Consider the following 21,448-nt stretch of genomic DNA (forward strand, 5'->3'; position numbering starts at 1 on the left):
TTACGGAAATTATTTTTCTCTGTACATCAGGTTTTCCGACAAGGAAATGAGTTCTTTTTTCCTTTCGTCAGCCACATGCACCAACGAAAGAGAATCCAACGCTGCAAGATAATACTTTTCAATGAGATTTTCCGAAATCGACTTTAAATTTAAATCATTGTAAATATTTTTAACGGATTCAATTTTTTCGTTTTTGTCGAATTTTTCTGCGGTAATCCATTTTAGTAACTCCGTGCGTTGCCTTTCGCCGGATGTTTTCAGCGCTTTTATCAACAGGTAGGTTTTTTTATTGCTGACAATGTCTCCGCCGATATTTTTCCCAAACGTTTTAACATCTCCGTAAACATCCAACAAATCATCTTTCAGTTGAAAAGCCAGTCCGATGTTTATGCCAAAGGTGTAGAGCAGTTCCGCATCACGCGGGGAGGCTCCGGCCAGCAAGGCTCCCATCTTGAGCGAACAGGCTAGAAGTACCGCCGTCTTTAGCACGATCATCTCCAGGTACTCCGACTCTGTGACATCTGTTCTTTTCTCGAAATCCATATCCAGCTGTTGTCCCTGACACACCTCCATGGCCGTTTTTGAAAAGAGGCCAAGGATTTCCGGCAGGACAGCGGGTGGCACGGAACTTACGTATTTATACGATTCTATCAGCATGGCGTCACCCGAGAGAATGGCGGTGTTGGCATCCCACTTCTTGTGGACCGCCGGCATGCCTCTCCGCATATCCGAATTGTCCATCAGGTCGTCGTGCAACAGGGTGAAGTTGTGAAAAATCTCTATCCCTATAGCCGGCTTCAACGATAGGTCCACCTCCTTGTCAAACATATCCGTGGCTAACAAGGCCAGCAGCGGGCGCACCCTTTTTCCTCCAACGGAGAGGGTGTAGCTGATGGGCTCGAAAAGGCTCGCTGGTTTTAAATCGAAAGAGATGCTTTGGATGGCTTCCTCAATTTTCTTACTTAAGGTATCCGCGCTGTGTAAGATCATGTTGGTGAAATTTAATTTAGAACAAAAAGCTGCCCTTGTTCTAAAGGCAGCTTTTCGATATTTCAAAAAAATTACTGTAGTTGATTATTGTTGCAGGCGGAACACCACAGGGAGTGTGAATCGTACACGCACTGCTGAACCACGTTGCCTTCCGGCTTTCCATTTTGGCATCGACTGGATAACGCGGATAGCCTCTTTGTCGAGCGATGGGTCAACTCCGCGAACTACCTGAACGTCAGTAATACTTCCGTCTCTCTCTACCACAAAATTGGTGATGACACGTCCCTGGATGCCGTTTTCCTGAGCAATTACCGGGTATTTAATGTTGTCGCTTAAGAACTTCATCATGGCTGTATTTCCTCCCGGGAATTCCGGTTGTTCTTCTACCACAACGAAAATTTCTTCGGTAACTTCTTCTACCTTAGGTTTTGGTGGTGGTGGCGGCACGTAAGCTTCCATTTGTCTCTTACTTGCATCATCCTCCGTGTTGATCTCGATTCTTGTTTCCACTTTTTCTTCCACTACCTGAATGATTTCCGGAGTTTCCGGTGCCGGTGGCGGTGGTGGCGGTGGCGGAGTCGGATCGCGACGAGTGATTTCAATTTCTTCTTCTGCCAGAACGTCCTGAACGATAACACTCTCGTCCAGTTTTTTGGTTTCTGAAGACCATTCAAAAGCGAAGAACAACAGCGCTACTCCCACTACCATACCCATCAGGATGGAAGTCAGCTTGAGCGCTTCAATATTCGCTTTGGGTGATTTTTTTACTTCATCATTCATTTTGATTCTACTTTTTTATGTGTTTTACTGACTGAATATACCCACGACATCGGGTGCAAAAATAGGCAATTTTTTTTATACTGTCGTATTTCGTCGATAAAAATCTCAAAAAAATGTCATTTTCTCGCTAGATTGACCAAATCCCGTTACAAATATCGTTTTAATTAGCGTATTTGAATTCACCTCAAATGTACAAATTAGACGGCAAAATCGGCGTTTTGTTTAGCTAATAAATATCAAAATGCAAGCTTGTTTTTGATTTTAACATTAAATAGACGTAAAATGGGCTGGTAAACGATTAATATATTTCAATTTTAACGTTTCGTTAGGAATATTTTGAATCAAGCCGTTACGGGCGATGCCGCATTATCAGGGCCTGATCTTGTAAATGTCCTTTAAGTTTCTTCCGTAACCGTCGTAGTCCAGGCCATAGCCCACGATAAAATCGTTGGGGATTTCCAGTGCTACGTAATCGAGTTGTATCTCCTGTTTCAGCGCGTCCGGCTTCAGTAGCAGGGTGGCAATCTTTATCTCTTTGGGGTTGAGCTTGTTGAGTTCTTCTTTGAGCGCCACCATCGTATTTCCCGAATCCACGATGTCTTCCACAATCACAACCGTACGGTTCTCGATGCTTTCGTTCAAACCCAGCACTTCCTGTACTTTATTGGTGGTGGTTGTTCCCTGATAGGAAGCCAATCGTACAAAAGTTATCTCGCAGGGGACGCTCACTTCTTTCATCAGCTCTCCGGCAAACATAAAAGCGCCGTTGAGTACGGCAATAAAAACAGGTTTTTTATCGCGTAGATCACGGTCCATTTTTTCTGCAATCCGATTGATAGCGGCTTGAATCTGCTCGAATTCGATGAATTTTTCAAACTGCTTGTCCTTGATGGTTACTATTTCATTCATGTGTTGTGGATTTTAAAACCACAAAAGTAGCGCTTTTTTTCTTTTTCTGTAACAAAATCCAACACTTTCTGTAATTCGGCCTGAGTTCCGGGGGCGGACAACCTGGATGTCCCAGCAGAACAATAAAATTGAACATTCTTCCAAAATTGACGAAAAATTGTTAAGTTTGCGCCCTGAAATTCTTACGCAATTTTTGATATGAAAAAATACGTTTCTTTGTTACCCGCAGTGTTGTTAACAGCTGCTGTCCTGCTGTCCTGTCAGTCGGAGAAAACCTTTGAGGTAAAAGGAGAACTCTCTGCTGCCGGCGATCAGACCTTATACCTGGAGCACCGTGGCCTGGGTGGTGTTGAACTGCTCGATTCGGTTAAGCTGAAAGAGAACGGGAAGTTTGCATTTAAAGAAAAGGCCCCCGTAAATCCCGAATTTTACCAGTTGAGGGTAGGGAGCCAGGTGGCTGTTTTTGCCATCGACTCGATAGAGACTTTGCAGGTCAGGGGCGATGCGAAAGACCTGGCGAGTACGTTGTCCATCGAAAACTCGCCCGTGAACGAGCAGATCAGGCAGATCGATTCCCAGACCCGTCAAGTCAACATCCGGATCAGTGAAGCGGAAAAAAAACATACAGCCAAGGCTATTGACGACGTGGCTTACCTGGCCGAGCTCGACTCCGTCCTGACAGCGTACAAGGCGGAAATCACCAAACTGATACTGGGCAATCCTTCGGGTGCGGCGGCATACTATGCGGTTTTTCAGAAGGTGGACGGCTACCTGATATTTGATCCTTACAACAAGCAGGATTACGCCATGTTTGGAGCGGTGGCCACGTCGTGGGACCGGTACTATCCCGGCACCCCCCGATCGAAGCACCTGTACGACTTCACGATGAATGCCCTGAAAACAAGGAAACAGCAGGAACAACAGGCTGCCCTGCTCGAGAATGTTCCGGTTGTTTCCGGGTTATCGCTGCCGGATATCGTTCTGACGGAAGTTAACGGGGAAAAAATAACCCTCTCCTCGCAAAAGGGAAAAGTGGTTGTACTGGACTTCACCGTGTATAAATCGGACTTCTCCCCTGCTCACAACATGGAGTTGAACAAAATCTATTCGCAGCACAAGGCTAAAGGGTTGGAGATCTATCAGATCTCTTTCGATTCAGACGAGCATTTCTGGAAGAACGCGGCGAGCAACCTGCCCTGGATTACCGTTCGTGATCCGCAAAACGTATATTCCCGCCTGCTCTCCACGTATAATGTCCGCGATATACCTACGGCATTTGTTATCAACAGGGATGGTGATGTGGTGGCACGTGTTGAAAATTACGCAACCCTTCCCGGCGAAGTGGGGAAAGTATTGTAAAATTTGGCAAAAAGTTTTTTTAATTTCGGAGAAAGGAGTATCTTTGCAGTAAACGTAAAAGATTGAATAAAGGGGATTCCGGTCTGTAAAGCAGCCGGAATTCTTTTTCTTTAATCTATATCTGTGTCAAACATTTAAAAAATAGGAGAGTTAAAAAAATGGCAATTACTTATATGACCGAAGAAGGTCTTCGAAAGCTGAAAGAGGAACTTGTGCATATGGAATCCGTACAAAGGCCGGAGATTTCGCGTCAGATTGCTGAAGCACGGGACAAGGGCGATTTATCGGAAAATGCGGAATACGATGCCGCCAAAGAAGCCCAGGGATTACTGGAGGGAAAAATCGCACAGCTGAAAGGGCTGATTGCCACTGCCCGTATTATTGATGAGAGTGCTATCAGCACCGATGAGATTCAGATCATGAACAAGGTGACCATCAAGAACCTGAAAACGAAAAAAGACATGACCTATATGCTGGTGTCGGAAAGCGAAGCAGACCTGAAAAGCGGAAAGATCGCTGTGAATACGCCCATTGCGCAAGGCCTGCTGGGTAAAAAGGTAGGAGATAAGGTAGATATCCAGGTGCCGTCGGGTACGCTGAGTTTTGAAGTGTTGGATATTTCGATTTAATCATATGGCAACTATTTTCAGCAGGATCATAGCGGGAGAGATTCCCTCATACAAGATAGCCGAGGACGACCGTTTTTTTGCTTTTCTGGATATCAATCCCATGGCGAAGGGGCATGCATTGGTGGTGCCGAAACAGGAGATCGATTATATTTTTGACCTGGACGACAGCCTGTTGGCTGGGATGGCCCTTTTTGCCAAAAAAGTGGCTGCAGCTATCCAGGCGGTGATCCCTTGCAGCCGCGTGGGGATGATGGTTATCGGGCTGGAGGTCCCGCATGCGCACATACACCTGATCCCCATTCAGAAGGAGGGAGACATGAGCCTGGCCAATCCGCGGATCCGGCTTTCGAAAGAAGAGTTTGCGGAGATTGCCGAAAAAATAAGCAGCCGGATTAACTGATTCCCCGCCCCGCCGGCCTTATATCTTCCTAATCCTTACTCCCCTCACGAAGTGGTGCTCGCTCTTTTCCAATATCAGGTCGGCACGGAAACGGGTGGGGAGAATGTTTTGCTCCAGGTTGGGCAGGTTTATCTCCTCCCACACTTCGTTGGCAAACTTCATCAACTCTTCTTCCCGGTACGAGGCATATTGATGAAAATAGGATTCGGGATTGGTAAATGCTGTTTTTTGTAGTGTCTTGAACCGTTCGAGGTACCATTGCCGGATATCTTTTTCAGCCGCATCCACATAAATGGAGAAATCAAAAAAATCGGAGACGAACAGCCGCCTTCGGGGTTTCTTATTGAGAGATACCTGCAAGACGTTGATGCCTTCCACGATCAGGATATCAGGCTTACCGATCTGCTGAATCTCGTTGGGAATAATATCGTAATACAGGTGCGAATAGACGGGAGCCTCCAGCGTTTCCCTTCCCGACTTCACCCCGGCCAGAAAAGCAAGGAGGTTTTTAGCATCGTAACTTTCGGGGAATCCCTTTTTGTTTAAAATCCCCCGCTTCTCAAGTTCCGCGTTCGGGTATAGGAACCCGTCGGTGGTGATCAACTCTACTTTCGGTTTTTCGGGGAGCATCGACAGGAGTTTCTGCAGCACCCGGGCGGTGGTGCTTTTGCCCACGGCCACGCTTCCCGCTATGCCGATGATGTAGGGAATGGTCTGGCTCGAATTCCTGAAAAACTCTTCCCGTTCGTGGTGCAGGTTCCGGTAATGCGTGATGTGGATTTGCAGCAACCGGATAAGCGGGATATAGATCTCTTCCACTTCCTCCACGGTAAGCGGTTCGTTCAGTGCCTGCAACTGTGTCAGGTCGATACCCGCAATCGGGAATTCGGGGTGGTCTTCAAGCATGCTCCATTCCTGGCGTGTAAAGCTCCGGAACGGCGAGTAAGTTACTTCGTAAGGTTTAAAAATCATAAGTATGCCATTTTCTCGTTGCAAAGATAAGACGGTTTTCTTTTACGGGCATTTTTTTGCCTAAAAAATCCGGATGTAGTTTTTTGTGTGCTGTTTAAACTTTATTCGGTTTCAATTGTCTTTAACCTATAACTAAAACCAAACATGATTATGAAAAAGTTTTTCTTTACCTTAGCATTAACCGTAGCCTCCCTAACACTGTTTGCTCAGAACTTCGATGTTTTCGTTACCCACATGAACGAATACACAAGGCGTTACGGCAACACCGAAATCGCCGGCCTGTACAACAATTACTACGGTGTTCCGGAGTCCACGCTGAACCTGTATTACAGCGATTTTGGGAACAATTGGGGGAATGTGGCTTTGGGCCTTGAATTGAGCGGGATCTTCGGTATCCCGATGCCCGATGTTTTTGGCATTTACCGCGAAGGGGTTTCCAACGGACAAGGCTGGGGAGTGATGGCCAAACGATACGGCATCAAACCCGGGTCGGCCGCGTTCCACAGGATGAAGAACACCCTGGGTAAATCGCACCGCGATTGGGGCGGTATATTTGGGGACTACGGTAAAACCAAAAATCCACGGGTTGCCGGAAGAGGGGGATATATTTTTGATACGGGTGTAGTGAAATCCAAAGGCGGAAAGGCGGACAAACGGTTCGAAAAACAGGTCAGGAAGATGAATAAAAACAACAATAAGAGGGGAAAAAGATAATAATCCTTTCCCCCCTGCGTTGTTTTTGTGATTACAGAAGCTCCACGCTTCTTTTGATGAAGTTGCTCAAGGCTTCCCCCCTGAGCATCCCGTTGGAGAGCAGCGCCAGGTCGATAACCTGTTTCAGTCTGGCGTTTTCCGACGCAAATGCCGTTGTCTCTTCCTTCGATTTATCTTTGACCTCACCGAGAAGTTGTTTGGCAATCGGATGGTCCATGTTTACAATTACCTGGAACATGTCGGGCATCTCTCCGTAGAAAGCCATCCCCGGCTGCATGGCCGACATCTCCTTCATCCTTCGTGAAAATTCGTTTTGGGTGATCTGAACCGGCCGTGTGGTTTCGCCCAGCGATTTGAAGTCGACGTTGAACTCTGTCTTGTCGATGTTGGGAAGCAGTGATTGGATGGCTTCCGTCAGGTTCTCCTTCTCCTTGTCGGACAATTCCACGGAGGTTTTTTCGTCTTTCTCGATGATGTGCTCCACCGTGTCGCTGTCAACGCGTACGAAACGGGTTTTCTCCAGCTTCTGTTCGAGAAGTCCCAGCCAATGCACATCCAGCTGCCCGTCCATCATCAGCACGTCGTACCCTTTCCCTTTGGCGGCATCGATAAAGGTGTACTGGTCTTCCTTGTTGTTGGCATACAGGTACACCAGGGTGCTGTTCTTGTCGGTCTGGCTGCTTTCGGTAAGGGCCTTGTACTCGTCCAGCGTGAAGTACTTGTTGTCGGTGTTCTTGAGCAGTGCAAACTTGGAAGCCCTGTCGTAAAAACGCTCTTCGGTAAGCATGCCGTATTCAACGAAAATTTTCAGGCTATCCCATTTCTCTTCGAGCTGCGTACGTTCCTTTTTGAAAATCTCCTCCAGCTTGTCGGCCACCTTCTTGGTGATGTGGTTCGAGATCTTCTTCACGTTGTTATCGCTTTGCAGGTATGAGCGCGACACGTTGAGCGGGATATCGGGCGAGTCGAGGACACCGTGAAGCAACGTCAGAAACTCGGGGACAATCCCTTCCACCGAATCGGTCACGAAAACCTGGTTGCTGTATAGCTGTATCTTGTTCCGTTGCAACTCTATGTTGTTTTTGACCTTCGGGAAATAAAGGATTCCCGTGAGGTTAAACGGATAATCCACGTTCAGGTGGATCCAGAAGAGCGGTTCGTCCATGCTCATCGGATAGAGCTTGCGGTAAAAATCGCGGTAATCCTCGTCTTTTAACCCAACAGGTTTTTGTTTCCAGAGCGGATTCACATCGTTGATAACGTTATCTTCTTCGGTATCCACGTACTTTCCGTCTTTCCACTCCTGTTTCTTCCCAAAAACGATAGGAACCGGTAAAAACTTACAGTACTTGTCCAGCAACGATTCAATCTTGCTCTTTTCCAGGAACGCCTCGTTCTCTTCGTCAATGTAGAGTATAATGTCCGTGCCGCGGCCGGTTTTGTCCGCCTCCTCCATCTTGTAGGCCGGATCGCCTTCGCACGACCATTTCACCGCAGGTTCCTCCTTGTAGGATTTGGTGACGATCTCCACCTTCTTAGACACCATGAACGAGGAATAAAAACCCAGCCCGAAATGCCCGATAATGGCATTGGCATTGTCCTTGTACTGATCGAGGAAATCGTTGGCCGAGGAAAGCGCTATCTGGTTGATGTACTTGTCCACTTCGTCAGCCGTCATTCCGATCCCGCGATCGGAGATGGTCAGCGTTTTGGTATCCTTATCGATAACTACCCTGACGGATAAATCGCCCGGGTCACCTTTGAATTCTCCTACATCCGACAATGTTTTCAGCTTTTGCGTAGCATCCACTGCGTTGGAGATAACTTCACGAAGAAAAATTTCGTGGTCACTGTAAAGAAATTTCTTGATGATGGGGAAAATATTTCCGGTTGTTACCCCAATTTGTCCTTCTTTTATCATACTATAATACTATATGGTGTTAATTTTAATCTTTCAAATTATTTGCAAATAGTATGCCATAAAAATGCCGGCTAACCTGCCTTAATCCGGCTTATTTAGACGTGATCTAAAATCACCGTTCCGCTGGAAATATTGCGTTTTTAGATTATCCAAATCACGATATAAATATTATTTATCGATCATGTGTGGAGAAAATCCCCACATGAAATATGTGTAACGTGCTGAATAACAAATCGAAAAATGATTTGGGCTGATTTGTTAACACTAATTAATTGTTTTTGAAATAAAAAAATGTTCACGGAGTAAATTATGTTATTATATTTGCAAAAGACAACACAATCAAAAATTAAAGCTATGAAGTCAAAAAGTTCTTTCGAAAACAGATTGCTGGGCTTGCAGGATAATATGTTTAACTTCGCATTAACTTTAACAGCAGATCGGGAAGATGCAAAAGATCTTTTGCAGGAAACAACTCTCCGGGTTTTGGACAACCGGGAAAAGTATTACGAGAACGTCAATTTTAAAGGATGGGTTTTCACCATCATGCACAATATATTTGTGAATAACTACCGCAAAATTGTCAGAAGCCAGACAATTATCGACAAAACAGAGAATTTGTATCACCTGAACCTGCCACAGGATTCCGGGTTCAATACTCCCGACGGAGCCTACACCATCAAGGAGATCAACAAGGCCATTGCCAGCTTCACCGATGAATACAAAGTTCCCTTCTCCATGCACGTTTCCGGATATAAGTACGAAGAAATTGCGCAACACCTGGGGCTTCCCATCGGCACGGTTAAAAGCCGGATCTTTTTCGCCCGCAAACGCTTGCAGGAGATGCTGAAGGATTTCCGGTTCTATACGGAATAAAACGGACCCCTTATAAAAAAACCCCTTTGGCCATTTGAACCATAGGGGTTTTTTGTTGTTATAGGTACCTGTACGGCTTTGTGCCCTCCTTACTCATAAAACTAGTTGTTAATGGAAGTTGTTTGGTTATTGGTTTCACTCGTCATACTTTATTTCGGAGCTGAATGGCTCGTGTCAGGTGCATCGTCCTTTGCTGCCCGGTTGGGTGTCAGCCCGTTGATTATCGGGCTGACCATTGTTTCCATGGGGACGAGCGCTCCCGAGCTGGTGGTTAGCGTAAAAGCCGCGATGAACGGGCAAAGCGCCTTGTCGATTGGAAATGTACTGGGTTCCAACCTGTTTAATGTCGGAATCATTTTGGGCATTTCGGCGCTTATCTATCCGCTGGCCATTAAAAGGCAGCTGTTGAAGTTCGACGCTCCGGTTATGGTACTCACAGCGGTACTGTTCTTCGTGTTGTTTCTCGACGGTAGGATTTCGTCTGTCGAAGCTTTTCTCTTCGTGTTCCTCTTTGTGGCCTACATGGCCTATCTTTTTGTTACTTCGCTGAAAAACAAGAACCGGGCCAGCGAGGGAGACGAAGTCATCAAACAATTCAAACATTGGGCGATAGACGTACTGCTGATCGCACTGGGGTTTGCGGGACTGGTCTACGGTTCAAACCTGTTGGTGGACAATGCCATTATCATCGCCCAGAAATTAGGTATGTCGGAAGCCTTGATCGGGCTGACCATTGTTGCTGTTGGCACCAGCATGCCGGAACTGGCCACGTCTGTGGTGGCCGCCCTGAAAAAACGTTCCGATATTGCTATCGGGAACGTGGTGGGGTCCAATATCTTCAACCTCCTGTTGATTTTGGGTGTTGCCGGCGTTATTTATCCGATCGAGACCCCAGACATCAACATTATGGACAGCCTGTTCGTTGTCGGCATCAGCGCGCTGCTGTGGTTTTTCATGAAGATAGGTACCCGCGTAAGGCGCTGGCAGGGAACTATTTTCCTGGGCGTTTACCTGGTCTATTTCCTGATTAAGTTTGCTACGCTGTAGCGGTTTCAATATCACTGACGGATATGTTCAACCCCGGCCGTATCTTATTTGTCTTTATCCTGCTCCTCCTGTCTTGCAACAGGTCCAAGGAAGCAGGCTATGATTTTCCGCAGATCGCCGCGAAGGATACGCTCCGGGTGATCACGCTCAACACCTCCACCTCCTATTTTATTTACCGCGACCAGGAGATGGGGTATCACTACGAGATGATTAAAAGTTTTGCCGATGAGCATGGGCTGGAACTGCAGGTTGTAGTGGCCCAAAATACTTCGGCGCTTATTCAGTTGCTTCTCAACAACAGCGGCGACGTGGTTGCTTACAGCGTACCGGTAGAAAATGCATTGAAAGACTCAGTGTTGTATTGTGGGTTGTCGGAGGTTTCCCACCAGGTAGTGGTGCAACGTGCCGAACGCGATGATACCGTATTACAGGATGTGACGGAACTGATTGGCAGGGATATCTATGTGCTGCGCGGTTCCAAGTACGAGCAGCGGATGAACAACCTGAACCAGGAACTGGGAGGCGGGCTACGCCTCCGGTATGCGGACAGGGATACGCTGGTGGAGGAAGACCTGATCCGCATGGTATCGGGAGGTGAGATCCGGTACACCGTTGCCGACGAGTATGTGGCGCGGCTCAACCATACCTACTTCCGGAACATCGATGTAGGGCTGAAGGTCAGTTTCGATCAGCGGACCTCGTGGGCAGTCCGGAAAGACACCCCTGTCCTTGCCGATTCGCTGACTGCCTGGTTCGGCAGGGTCAACCGGGCACCCCATTACCTGCGGCTGACGAAGCGTTATTTCGAGGAAGCCAAGGGTTTCCATGCCGATAATCAATCTACTTTTGTCGCGATGCTGGCTCCCGGGCAAATTTCCCCGTGGGACGCCTACTTCAAGCAGTACGGCAAGCAGTACGGCGTGGACTGGCGGTTGCTGGCCTCCGTGTCGTACCACGAGTCCACGTTCGATCCCGACGGCCAGTCGTGGGCCGGAGCCGGCGGGTTGATGGGGTTGATGCCGGCCACGGCGGCAGCCTTGGGTATAGCCGGAAACGATCTGTATATACCCGAGACGAACATCCGTGCGGGAGCCGAATACCTGAAAATGCTGATCGATACGTTCTCCTCCGTTGGAAACGAGACGGAGCAGGTGAAGATGGCGTTAGCGTCCTACAACGGCGGGATCGGGCACATCGCCGATGCCCGTGCGCTGGCCGAGAAGTACGCTGCCGACAAGAACGTGTGGGACGGGAACGTGGAGCGGTTCATCCAGTTAAAACGGCTGGAGCAATATTACAACGACCCGGTTTGCAAAGCCGGTTATTTTCGCGGCGACGAAACCGTGAATTACGTGCGCGACGTGATCAGCCGCTGGCAGGCATATAAATCATTATCTTCATTATAATCATAAAATTTTGATTTTTCCGAACTTTATTGTATTTTTGACCGAAAATACAACAACTCGTCTTTACATGTGACCCGTCTCATTTTCCAGTTTACGCTGAAGACTAAAAATAATTTCATGAAACGAAAAATAAGCAAAGCTCTGGCCGATTGGAAAAACAATCCCAAAAGGATGCCGCTCATCGTTAATGGTGCACGCCAGGTTGGTAAAACTTATATCATCAATCAATTTGGAAGAGAACACTATTCGGATGTACTTTATCTCAATTTGGAGATCGAAGAACAATTTTGCCTGTTTCTTGAGACCGAGATATCACCCCGGAAAATTGTGCAGTACCTCGAAGCCGTCAAAGGAATCAAGGTCGTTGCAGGCAGTACGTTGATTTTCTTTGACGAGATACAGGTCAGTGAGCGGGCGATCACCTCGTTGAAATATTTTTGCGAAGATGCGCCTGAGCATCACATCATCGCTGCCGGCTCCCTGCTCGGTATTGCCCTCAATCGCGATAAATACTCTTTCCCGGTGGGTAAAGTGCAGCAGATAAACATGTTTCCGCTTGACTTCGAGGAATATTTATGGGCAATGGACAGAGCACTATTGTCGAAAGAGATCGAAGAACATTTCGTAAGTAACGAGGCCATGTCCGAAGCTCTTCATGCCGTTGCGTTGGATTATTACCGTCAATATATGATTGTCGGAGGAATGCCAGCCGCGGTGACTTCGTTTGTTGATACACAAAGTTTTCATGATGTGCAATTGATCCAAAACGGTATCATTCAGCAGTACATTGCGGATATGTCAAAATATGCCACTGCGGCAACAAGTGTCAAGATCAGGGCTTGTTATAATTCCATTCCGGCGCAGTTGGCAAAAGAGAACAACAAGTTTCAATATAAGATTGTACAACGCGGAGGCACTGCCACAATTTTCGGAGAATCGATAGAGTGGCTTCAATTTGCGGGAATTGTGCTCAAATGTCAAAAGTTGGAACATGGGTTTATACCGGTCAGTGCTTATGCCGACTTATCCAATTTCAAATTATACATGGGCGATATCGGAATGCTCACGTTGCACTCCAGGATACCGTTACAGGTCTTGTTATCGCCTGTTGAAGCGGATAATATTTTTCTCGGTTCCATGGCCGAGAATTATGTAGCACAGGCATTGGCCGCCAAAGGGGTTGATCTGTTCTATTGGCAAAGCGAGGGCAAGGCAGAAATCGATTTTGTTTTACAAAATGATGACGGTGTTGTTCCGGTAGAAGTAAAAAAAGGATACCTGAACCGTTCCCGAAGCCTATCACTTTTTGCAAAGAGATACCATTCGCCATACGCTATTCGGATCAGTAAAAAGAATTTTGGTTTTGAGAACGATGTGAAATCTGTTCCTCTCTATGCAGCATTTTGCATATGACAATAGGTGAGGTTATTTTTTTCGGGTCAGTTTCTTCCAGACCGTTTCTTTCTGTGCATTCACAAAAGTGGCTTCGTCCGCTAGAGTGATTCTGCCGCTCACAATTGTTCCGGTTATCACGCTTTCTTCCGCATTTTCCGGTGTCAGTACAACCGTTGGATAGGTGATATCGCCCTCCTTGTCACATCCGCTAAAGCATACTCCTCCCATCACCAGGATTAACATTGTTAAGAATTGCGCGCTTTTCTTTCTCATGATACCTCTGTTTATTCCGTAAAAGTATACATTTTTAACAAAACAGGCAATACCTTCATGCAAATGAATTGCATTTAAAATAAACTGCATTTACATTATATGCAATTCCAGTCGCCTTTATGTAAGTTCAAATGTCTATTCAATTAATACTTCTTGTTCCATCTTCACGGAATCTCCAGAAGTTTAATTCATGTCCAATTCTACCTAAAACAATCCACTTGTTTAAGTTATTACTATTAGCCCACTCTGTGAATACTTTTTGAATTTGATATTGATCTAATTTCACAGCAGGAGCATTCTTCCATATTTTTTCTGAAATCAAGCCATCACTTGCAAACTTATCTGCTTCTTTTTCCAATTTATCTACTCTCTCCTTTTCTTCAAGAGTTATAAACTCCTTACTTTGGTTTTTAGACAAATGAAGAAATATATGCCCTATTTCATGCAGTAAAACAAAAGCAAAATTGTCAATCTTATCTCTTCTTTTAGTAATCACAATACAGGGCGTTCCTTCATGATAAAAAGAATATCCATCTATTGGAGTGGAATCTAATTTATCTACAATGGAAAACCTTATACCTCTATTGGAAAGTATGTCTCTAACTTTATTAATGGTGTCTTCATTTTTATGAAGAACGGAGTTAAGTTCTCTGACAATTAATTCTTTATCAGAGATATTGAACTCTCCGCCCACTTGTACGTCTTTTATAGCAGACTTTGCTAAAATAGTCCAACTTAAAACCATTCTTGGGTCTGTTTTTAATTTGGCTGATTTCTTAAAACAACGTAAGTGGGAAGTGCATACTTGCAATTCAGCTGCAGGTGGTAAATTTAATTTTGAAGTTAATTGGTCTAATTTGCTTCTATAACTAAATGCTGTAATGTTTAGTCTCTTTAGGAGATCCTTGGTAGATATTATCTTATCATATTCCTCGATTTCATTCAAAGCAGCCTGTTCATCAATATCTAATCTACGTTTACGTGCGATTGCAAGTTCATAATTTTGTTGCAAATTCATCCAGGTATTTGCAGGTATTTGCAAAGCTTCTTCAAGTTTTAGTGAAAAATCAGATGTAAAACTTCTTTTCCCACGAATATACTCATTGAGATTTGATGTTTTCATTCCTATTTCATTAGCAAAATTCTTTTGCGATATTCCTCTTTCATCTAACTCTAGCTTTAATACGCTGCCAGGAAGAATAGCTGTTTTCGGGATAAATTCATTTTTTGTTTCCATAATGCGTATTATCTATTTCTAAAATTGTTATTACTATTCCTTCTTCTGTTTCTCTGAAAATAAGTCTCTCTACTCTATTACTCATTATCCTAACACTTGAGAGACCGCTTAATCCATGTTTTAATTTCTCATATTTTAGAAAACTAAAATTTGGAAGCTCAGATGCATTATTTACAGATCTTATTACTTCAATTACTGTTTGTAAACTCGAAGTGAACTTCTTATTTTTAGCGTAATTCTTGTATGGCTTAATTTTAGACCTCCCTTCTAGCACATACTCTTCCAGATCATAATCTTCAAAAAAAACTTTTATCATAGTCGACTATATCTTGATGCTGCAAAGGTAATAATAAATTACCAATAATTGGTAATTTTGGCGCCTTATATTGTTTATGCTATATAACATAATTTGCAATAAGTATTCACTATCAATTTTTTAAAACCACTTCCTTTTCTAAAAATGCTTCAACGACTACGACGTAGACTACACCATGGATCTTGCCGAATTGCATCCTGGTAACCACTCCAGGAGAAACTCCTAAAAATTTCACATCGACTCCGAATGTTTTGGAGGTTCTTGAAAGTCCACTTTCATAAACCAAGAAGTCATAGAATCAAATACGGACATCACCGAATGCGTACGAATGAATTAAAACTTATATCAGTTTCCTGATAGACTACATTGTTTGTTTACAACGAACAGGCGACAATCCCTCGTTGATTTCGTTGTTCCGTATTTGGCCTCTTCAGATTTATGAAGGCTTTTGGGGAACTCTTTATAACTTTCTATAATACGTCTTATGCCGCTGGATGCGATCGTAGCCAATTGTAATCAGCATAAGTCACTTTTCTTGTTCGTTTTTCTGATTCTTCTGGCTAAACACCTTTTCTATGCATCACATCCTTCCATTCATCAAAAATATGATTACTCCATTTGGTGTATACAAATCATAATAGGCAAACCTAAATCACATGGTATCCAGCACTGCCGTAAATCGAACGCTATGAATCATAACGCCCTAGATCTTCGTCTACATGCATCATCTCAATGAGCCGTTTCTTTTGCTCTTCTTTCATTTTCTTTTTGTAGTCAATCACATCCTCATATTTAATGCGACGATGTTTACCTACTTTTGTATATTCAATTTTTCCCTCCTCCAGTAATTTCACGAGATAGGGTCTTGAACATCCCAGAATTTCCGCAGCTTTTTGCGTTGTCACTTCTGTTGCAAGAGGTACTATTGATATAGGCTTACCCTGACTCATTGCTTTTAGTATTTCACCTAATAAATTCAATGCTTTAACAGGAAGAATAATTCTCTCCCCGGTCTCTTCAATCTCAATTTCCATCTGGTCCGATTTTAACTGTTCAAGTGAGGAAATGAGAGAAGTGTAAGACTCCTGTGCTAATTTTCGATCACGTTTATTAGGTCTTCTTATCTCATTTGTCGTTACCATAACTGTAGTTTTTAATGTTGTAACTGCAAATATAAACGAAATATACGAAACATATGAAATAAACGAAATAGATAGTTTGCCTAACTAGTTTATTCTGCAAACTCATTTAAAGCTAATTCAGCATATTATTTGGACAAATCTGCATTAAACGATGTTGCCATGCTCATCGGAGAGAACGAATTTAAGAAGCTGAATGAGCGATAAATTACTATGTCCGCTGGCGGCTTTTCGCTCTTTCGGTAATCAACAAGAGCTCACTTTTGCAAAGACAGTAAAAATCAAATGGTTAAAAGTAAATGTCAACTTCAATTCTTTTATTTAGAAATCATTAACCTTTAATTTTGCCCCTGATTTATAAATCTTGTCTCATCGTTGAGCCCATTCGCCTGTTGTCATTCAGCTAAATTAACATTTGATGGGCCATTATTAAATCATTAGACACTCATGAAAAAAATTATTTTTAAAAAACTCCTGTTAATCACTGCATGTGAGTTGCCCGAATCATTTAATTTTTTTGTATGGTTGTTAGTCATATGCATGACAGTAGCCATTACTGCTACGGGATGTAGCCAGCAAGGCGGGTACGAAGGGCCCAAAAGTGTGACACCCCCTGATCCTTCCAGGCCGGTGCTCTTTTCCGGGTTTTCTCCGAAGGAGGGAGCCGTACGTACGCTTCTCTTTTTTGAAGGAAGCAACTTCGGTACGGATGTATCGAAAATTGAAGTATTCATTGGTGGTGTAGCAGCCCCCGTAATTGGTTCATCGGGAACAAAAATCTGTGCGATGGTACCCCGTCGGTCCGGTAGGGGCGATGTGGTGGTCCGGATCAAGGGCCAGGACGGAAAAATGATCAAGGAACATACCTTCGAAGATCTGTTTACACTTCAAGCTGCCTTGCAGGTGAATACGCTGACCGGGAAAGTAGACCCTCAAACCAACTCGTCGAGCATCATCAACGGACCGTTTGAGGAGGCCGAGTTTCAACACCCCTGGTGGCTTGAATTCGACATTGACGATGAGGGCAATAAAATCATCTATTGTATCGATGAGGAGAACCTGGCAGCCCTGCGGAAGATCAACCTCACGACAAAAGAGGTCTCTTCCGTTTTCATGAAAGGACAGGCAGGCGTGCATCAGGTAAAATCGATGTTGTTCGACACACCGACGAGAGATACCCTCTTTTTCGTGGATGACAACGGCCGTGGAAATTGGAATGATCGTCATCAGATGCCAAATATGTTTTATTCGCTGCGTAACGAGGGATTCCGTAAAGTGTATCCCTATTTGTACGCCCAATGCTCCTATTCAGCCGTATCCATGAGCGACGGATCCATCTTCTACAACACCTGGCAATCGTCCGAGGTGTACAAAGCCCGTCAGGTCTTTGACGAGAGTAGCGGGATGTGGGACGGAAAAGCATTGTTCAGCGTCAGGGCCAACTCCAGCGATCATGTATTCATGTTCCGGCACCCCGATGATCTGTATGTGTACATGACCGGATTCAATGGTGTTTACCGTTGTGCTTACGATAAAACAAAAAAAGAACTGGTTTCATCCGTACTTCATGTAGGTGATATCGGCGGCGGAGGGGGGTATGTCGATGCTCCGGGAAGCTCAGCCCGGTTCAGTCGCCCGCGACAGGGAGTGTTCGTGAAGAATAAAGAGTACGAAGCACAGGGTAAGGAGGATGTATATGACTTTTATGTGTGCGATCATAATAACAATGCCATCAGGAAAGTAACCCCTGACGGCGAAGTCAGTACGTTTGCGGGACGGGGAAGCGTGGGGGTTGACGGGAAAGTATGGGGTTGGATCGACGGCGATGCTCGTGAGACAGCTCGTTTCCGGGAGCCTACCGGTATCTGTTACGACGAGGAAGAGGAGATCTTTTACGTGGCCGACCGCGAAAACAAACGGATACGCACCATCTCCGTAGAATGAACCAAAGGAATAAAACATGAAAAAAATGAAGAAATTTATACTATCCACTATATGTACCATGATCTGTGCATTGAGCATTTTTGCTCAACGAAAGAGTGTGGAAGTCACCGGAACCATTGTCGATGCAGAAGGAGTCCCGTTAATCGGCGCTACTGTTATCGTAAAAGAAAAACCGGGACTGGGAGTAGCTTCCGACATTGACGGGAATTACAAGATAAAGATTGAACCTTTTCAATATCTTGTTTTCTCATACATCGGTTACGAAACGCAGGAGCACCTGGTAAAGGATAAAGATACGATACTTGATATCACGATGCAGGAATCAAAAGCGACCGCCCTCGATGAAGTGACCATCACCGGAATGGGCCCGCAGAAGAAAGTGACCGTCACAGGCGCTATCACTACCGTAGAAGTGGGAACCCTGAGGACACCCGTGTCGAGCCTCACTAACGCTCTTGCCGGGAACGTGGCGGGAGTGATGGCCATGCAACGTTCGGGCCAGCCGGGATCCAACACATCCGAATTCTGGATCCGCGGTATTTCAACCTTCGGGGGCAGTTCCAGTGCCCTTATCCTGGTCGATGGGTTTGAGCGTAGCATGGATGAACTCAACATCGAGGATATAGAGTCGTTCTCGGTGCTGAAGGATGCCTCCGCCACCGCTATTTACGGGTCACGCGGCGCTAACGGGGTTATTCTTATCAATACAAAAAGAGGAGGGGAGGGAAAAGTAGAGGTGAACGCCAAATCGGAATATACTTGGACTACCCGTACCCGTACGCCCAAATTCGTGGATGGGCTCACCTATGCTTCCATGGCTAACGAAGCCCGTACCACTCGTAATCAGAAAGCGGTTTATACCGATCAGGAGTTGATGATGATCGGTGAACAGCTCGATCCGGACATCTATCCCAATGTGGACTGGATGGACCTTTTGTTGAAAGACGGTGCTCCGATGTATCGTTCCTCAGTCAGTGTGAAAGGTGGGGGAGCCAAGGCAAGGTATTATCTCTCCGGCAGCTTTCTCGACGAGGGAGGCATGTACCATGTGGATAGGACGATGAAGGAATACGATACCAATGCCAATTATCAGCGTTATAACTATCGTTTGAACATGGATATGAACCTGACTACCTCCACCCTTATTCAGGTAGGTATCGGAGGGGCCCTGGAAAAATCGAATCGTTCCGGGGCAATCAGTACTGACGACATCTGGTATTCAGTGTTTGGCTATAACCCCATTACCATGCCGGTGATGTATTCCAACGGATATGTGCCGATCATGCAGGGCGAAGATGCTGAGTCGTGGGAGAGGAAATACAACCCGTGGGTTGCCGCTACCCAGACAGGATACTCGGAGATATGGCAAAATACCATCAATTCCAATGTGACGTTAGAACAGAAACTGGATTTTATTACCGAAGGGTTGAAATTTTCAGGCCGATTCGGGTATGATACCTATAATTACAACTACATTCAGCGTAGAAAAAATCCGGAGATGTGGAGAGCCGAACGGCAACGGGACTCTGACGGAGAAATTGTCTTTAACCGGTTGGTTCCGGAACGGCTGATGTCTCAGGGATCTTCTGCATCGGGCGACAGGAAGGAGTTCATTGAGGCAGAGATGTCTTACGGGAGAAACTTCAATGACCACAACGTGGGCGGTGTGCTTAAGTACACGCACGATAACTACGTGAATACTTCCGGCATAGGAGGTAATATCATGGAGGGCATCGCACGCCGTCATCAAGGATTGGCAGGGAATCTCTCTTACGGGTATAAAAACCGTTATCTCTTCAATTTCAATTTTGGGTATAACGGTTCGGAGAACTTTGCCAAAGGGCATCAGTTCGGATTCTTCCCCGCTTATTCTGCCGCGTGGAACATCGCGGAGGAGCAGTTTGTGAAAGACCGTATCGATTGGCTGGGAATGCTCAAGATCCGGTATTCTTACGGTGAAGTGGGAACCGATAACTCCTCATCCCGTTTTCCCTACCTGGCCGATTTCGGAAACTACAGCAGGAACACACCGGCAGGCGATCAGGATGTTTATTACAACTGGGGCGACCTGAACAGTGCTTTCGGGTATCCGGGATTGACCTATACCCGGGTATCCTCCAACAACGTAACTTGGGAGATTGCCAAAAAACACGACCTGGGAGTAGACCTTTACTTGTGGGGAGACAAGTTTGGACTGACAGTCGACTACTTCGACGAAAAGCGGGACGGCATCTATATGGTCCGATCCTATCTGCCCGACATGGTGGGTATCCAGGGTGCAAACCCCTCCGCCAACGTGGGCAGTGTGAAAACCAACGGGTTCGACGGGAACTTCAAGCTGGATCAGAAAATGGCTGATGTGGCGCTGCAGATCCGCGGCAACTTCACCTATAGCAAGAACGAGATCACCGAAGCCGATGAGATGGTGAACCGTTATCCCTACCTCCGTCGCACCGGCTATCGTGTGGATCAGGCAAAGGGTTTGATCGCCCTGGGCCTGTTCAAGGATTATGAAGATATCCGCAACAGCCCCCGCCAGGACTTCAGTGATCCCAGGGACGTCATGCCCGGCGACATCAAGTATAAGGATATCAATGGAGACGGCATCATCAACAACGATGATATTGTACCTATTGGCTCTACCACACGGCCCAACCTTATTTACGGCCTCGGCCTTTCTGCCACATGGAGGGGTTTTGACTTTAACCTCCATTTCCAGGGGGCGGGCAAATCCCACTTCTTCATCAACGGGTTTACCGTTTATCCTTTTGTCAACGGAGAGTGGGGCAACATCCTCGAAGAGATGGCCAACTCCAACCGCTGGATACTGGGTGTCAACGAAGACCCCGATGCCGAGTATCCCCGGTTGAGCTATGGCGGCAACGCCAACAACTACCGTGCCTCTACCTACTGGTTGCGCGACGGCTCCTACGTTCGGCTGAAGACGCTGGAGATGGGATACACCCTGCCCAAGGTATTGACTACCCGGATGTATATGGACAAGGTGCGGATACATATTATCGGGCAGAACCTATTGACATTTTCGAAATTCAAATTATGGGATCCGGAGATGGGAAGTTCCAACGGCATGAAGTATCCGTTGGGGAAAACAATTACATTCGGGTTAACAGTCAATATTTAAAT

At 45.6% G+C, this 21,448-nt stretch carries 19 protein-coding genes; 10 read left to right on the forward strand and 9 right to left on the reverse strand.

The window, feature by feature from the left end:
• Nucleotides 1–9: 9 nt before the first annotated feature.
• The 3 genes from KCV26_07095 to hpt all read right to left on the reverse strand — a co-directional run bounded on the left by KCV26_07095 (nt 10) and on the right by hpt (nt 2,679).
• Nucleotides 10–990 (reverse strand): polyprenyl synthetase family protein, encoded by a 981-nt coding sequence (locus tag KCV26_07095; GenBank protein WZX38129.1) that lies wholly within the window; start codon nt 988–990, stop codon nt 10–12.
• 84 nt (nt 991–1,074) lie between these two features.
• Nucleotides 1,075–1,770, reverse strand: coding sequence for an energy transducer TonB (locus tag KCV26_07100; GenBank protein WZX38130.1), 696 nt, complete (start codon nt 1,768–1,770; stop codon nt 1,075–1,077).
• Between the two features lie 369 nt (nt 1,771–2,139).
• Nucleotides 2,140–2,679: a hypoxanthine phosphoribosyltransferase gene (gene hpt, locus KCV26_07105; protein ID WZX38131.1), complete on the reverse strand. Its 540-nt coding sequence runs from the start codon at nt 2,677–2,679 to the stop codon at nt 2,140–2,142.
• 198 nt (nt 2,680–2,877) lie between these two features.
• Between hpt and KCV26_07110 the strand changes: the two genes are divergently transcribed.
• From KCV26_07110 to KCV26_07120, 3 genes are all read left to right on the forward strand, one after another.
• The gene (locus tag KCV26_07110; protein ID WZX38132.1) at nt 2,878–4,038 is read left to right on the forward strand and encodes an AhpC/TSA family protein; all 1,161 of its coding nucleotides are present in this window, start codon (nt 2,878–2,880) and stop codon (nt 4,036–4,038) included.
• A gap of 158 nt (nt 4,039–4,196) precedes the next feature.
• Nucleotides 4,197–4,667, forward strand: coding sequence for a transcription elongation factor GreA (greA, locus tag KCV26_07115; GenBank protein WZX38133.1), 471 nt, complete (start codon nt 4,197–4,199; stop codon nt 4,665–4,667).
• A 4-nt stretch (nt 4,668–4,671) separates the two neighbouring features.
• Nucleotides 4,672–5,067, forward strand: coding sequence for an HIT family protein (locus tag KCV26_07120; protein ID WZX38134.1), 396 nt, complete (start codon nt 4,672–4,674; stop codon nt 5,065–5,067).
• Nucleotides 5,068–5,085: 18 nt separating this feature from the next.
• On the opposite strand, the gene coaA is transcribed toward KCV26_07120, so the two are convergent.
• The gene (gene coaA / locus KCV26_07125) at nt 5,086–6,039 is read right to left on the reverse strand and encodes a type I pantothenate kinase (protein WZX38135.1); all 954 of its coding nucleotides are present in this window, start codon (nt 6,037–6,039) and stop codon (nt 5,086–5,088) included.
• Between the two features lie 150 nt (nt 6,040–6,189).
• On the opposite strand from coaA, the gene KCV26_07130 reads away from it, so the two are divergent.
• The gene (locus KCV26_07130) at nt 6,190–6,753 is read left to right on the forward strand and encodes a hypothetical protein (protein WZX38136.1); all 564 of its coding nucleotides are present in this window, start codon (nt 6,190–6,192) and stop codon (nt 6,751–6,753) included.
• A gap of 31 nt (nt 6,754–6,784) precedes the next feature.
• Here the strand turns inward: KCV26_07130 and htpG are convergent, their stop codons facing one another.
• Nucleotides 6,785–8,674: a molecular chaperone HtpG gene (gene htpG / locus KCV26_07135; protein ID WZX38137.1), complete on the reverse strand. Its 1,890-nt coding sequence runs from the start codon at nt 8,672–8,674 to the stop codon at nt 6,785–6,787.
• Nucleotides 8,675–9,028: 354 nt separating this feature from the next.
• On the opposite strand from htpG, the gene KCV26_07140 reads away from it, so the two are divergent.
• The 4 genes from KCV26_07140 (at nt 9,029) to KCV26_07155 (ending at nt 13,413) form a co-directional block, all read left to right on the forward strand.
• Entirely contained in the window at nt 9,029–9,547 is a 519-nt protein-coding gene (locus KCV26_07140; GenBank protein ID WZX38138.1) for an RNA polymerase sigma factor, read from the forward strand.
• A 111-nt stretch (nt 9,548–9,658) separates the two neighbouring features.
• Complete coding sequence (locus KCV26_07145) at nt 9,659–10,594, forward strand: calcium/sodium antiporter (protein ID WZX38139.1); 936 nt, start codon at nt 9,659–9,661, stop codon at nt 10,592–10,594.
• 23 nt (nt 10,595–10,617) lie between these two features.
• On the forward strand, nt 10,618–12,000 hold the full coding sequence (locus KCV26_07150) for a transglycosylase SLT domain-containing protein (GenBank protein ID WZX38140.1): 1,383 nt from the start codon (nt 10,618–10,620) through the stop codon (nt 11,998–12,000).
• Between the two features lie 117 nt (nt 12,001–12,117).
• Nucleotides 12,118–13,413 carry an ATP-binding protein gene (locus KCV26_07155; GenBank protein ID WZX38141.1) on the forward strand — a complete coding sequence of 432 codons (1,296 nt, stop codon included), beginning with the start codon at nt 12,118–12,120 and terminating at the stop codon, nt 13,411–13,413.
• Between the two features lie 12 nt (nt 13,414–13,425).
• Here the strand turns inward: KCV26_07155 and KCV26_07160 are convergent, their stop codons facing one another.
• From KCV26_07160 to KCV26_07175, 4 genes are all read right to left on the reverse strand, one after another.
• Nucleotides 13,426–13,668, reverse strand: coding sequence for a hypothetical protein (locus tag KCV26_07160; GenBank protein ID WZX38142.1), 243 nt, complete (start codon nt 13,666–13,668; stop codon nt 13,426–13,428).
• 139 nt (nt 13,669–13,807) lie between these two features.
• Nucleotides 13,808–14,905, reverse strand: a complete 1,098-nt coding sequence (locus KCV26_07165; GenBank protein WZX38143.1) for a HigA family addiction module antidote protein — start codon at nt 14,903–14,905, stop codon at nt 13,808–13,810.
• Nucleotides 14,889–15,221: a hypothetical protein gene (locus KCV26_07170; GenBank protein ID WZX38144.1), complete on the reverse strand. Its 333-nt coding sequence runs from the start codon at nt 15,219–15,221 to the stop codon at nt 14,889–14,891. The genes KCV26_07165 and KCV26_07170 overlap by 17 nt, the downstream gene beginning before the upstream one ends.
• A 686-nt stretch (nt 15,222–15,907) precedes the next feature.
• Nucleotides 15,908–16,255 carry a helix-turn-helix domain-containing protein gene (locus KCV26_07175; protein WZX38145.1) on the reverse strand — a complete coding sequence of 116 codons (348 nt, stop codon included), beginning with the start codon at nt 16,253–16,255 and terminating at the stop codon, nt 15,908–15,910.
• A 552-nt stretch (nt 16,256–16,807) separates the two neighbouring features.
• Between KCV26_07175 and KCV26_07180 the strand changes: the two genes are divergently transcribed.
• Together KCV26_07180 and KCV26_07185 are read left to right on the forward strand one after the other, a co-directional pair.
• Nucleotides 16,808–18,304, forward strand: coding sequence for an IPT/TIG domain-containing protein (locus tag KCV26_07180; protein WZX38343.1), 1,497 nt, complete (start codon nt 16,808–16,810; stop codon nt 18,302–18,304).
• 25 nt (nt 18,305–18,329) lie between these two features.
• Nucleotides 18,330–21,446, forward strand: coding sequence for a TonB-dependent receptor (locus tag KCV26_07185; protein ID WZX38146.1), 3,117 nt, complete (start codon nt 18,330–18,332; stop codon nt 21,444–21,446).
• Nucleotides 21,447–21,448 lie beyond the last annotated feature (2 nt).

The sequence above is a fragment of the Petrimonas sulfuriphila genome, assembly GCA_038561985.1.
GTDB lineage: Bacteria > Bacteroidota > Bacteroidia > Bacteroidales > Dysgonomonadaceae > Petrimonas > Petrimonas sulfuriphila.